Annotated in this window: 1 protein-coding gene; it reads right to left on the bottom strand. The window is 73.2% G+C overall.

The genetic code is table 11. The features are described 5' to 3' along the window. Positions 1 to 1,028 (bottom strand): acyltransferase domain-containing protein (locus KN815_RS48360; RefSeq protein ID WP_216348109.1); only part of this gene is annotated, 1,028 nt, incomplete at both ends.

Genomic DNA, 1,028 nt, shown 5'->3' with positions numbered 1-1,028 from the left:
CGCCAGCTCCACGAACGCGGCGCCGGGCAGCACGGCCGTGTCCGCGACCGTGTGGTCCGCCAGCCATGTGTGCGAGGCGAGCGACAGCCGCCCGGAGAACACATACGCGTCCGCGTCGGGCAGCTCCACCGCCGCGCCCAGCAGCGGGTGATCGGCCGAGCCGAGCCCCGCCGAGGCGACCTCGTCCAGGCTCAGCAGGGCGTCGACCCAGTAGCGGCTGCGCTGGAAGGCGTACGTGGGCAGCGCGACCTTCCGCGCACCCGTACCGGCGAAGAACGCCTCCCAGTCCGGGGCCGGGCCACGGACGTACAGCCGGGCCAGCGCGCCGGTCAGCGCCTCGGCCTCCGGCCTGCCCTTGCGCAGCGCGGGCAGCAGCTCGGCCGCGTCGGGCTCGGCCAGGCAGTCCTGGGCCATGGCGGTGAGGACACCGTCGGGGCCCAGCTCCACGAAGGTGGTCACACCCCGCGCTTCGAGGGTGCGGACGCCGTCGAGGAAGCGCACGGCCTCCCGGACGTGGCGCACCCAGAAGTCGGCGGTCGTGATCTCCTCGGCGGAGACCAGCTCGCCCGTCAGGTTGGACACGATCGGGATGCGCGGGGCCTCGTAGGCCAGCCCCTCCGCAACCTCCCGGAACGCCTCCAACATGCCGTCCATGCGCGGCGAGTGGAACGCGTGGCTGACGGTGAGCCGCTTGGTCTTCCGGCCCTGCGCCTCGAACGCCGCGGCGATCGCGACAGCCTCGTCCTCATCACCCGCGACCACGACCGACGTGGGCCCGTTGAGCGCGGCGATCGACACACGGTCGGTGAGCAGCGGTTCGACCTCGTCCTCGGACGCCTGGATGGCGATCATCGCGCCACCGGCGGGCAACTCCTGCATCAGACGGCCACGGGCCGCCACCAGCTTCGCCGCATCGGCGAGCGAGAGCACACCCGCCACATGCGCGGCGGCCAGCTCGCCGATCGAGTGGCCGGAGAGGTAGTCCGCCTTCAGGCCCCACGCCTCGACCAGCCGGAACAGCGCCACCT

It is taken from the genome of Streptomyces niphimycinicus (assembly GCF_018883605.1).
Lineage (GTDB): Bacteria > Actinomycetota > Actinomycetes > Streptomycetales > Streptomycetaceae > Streptomyces > Streptomyces niphimycinicus.
Note: the sequence above shows the minus strand (reverse complement) of the source record. Positions and strands in the feature narration are given on the sequence as shown.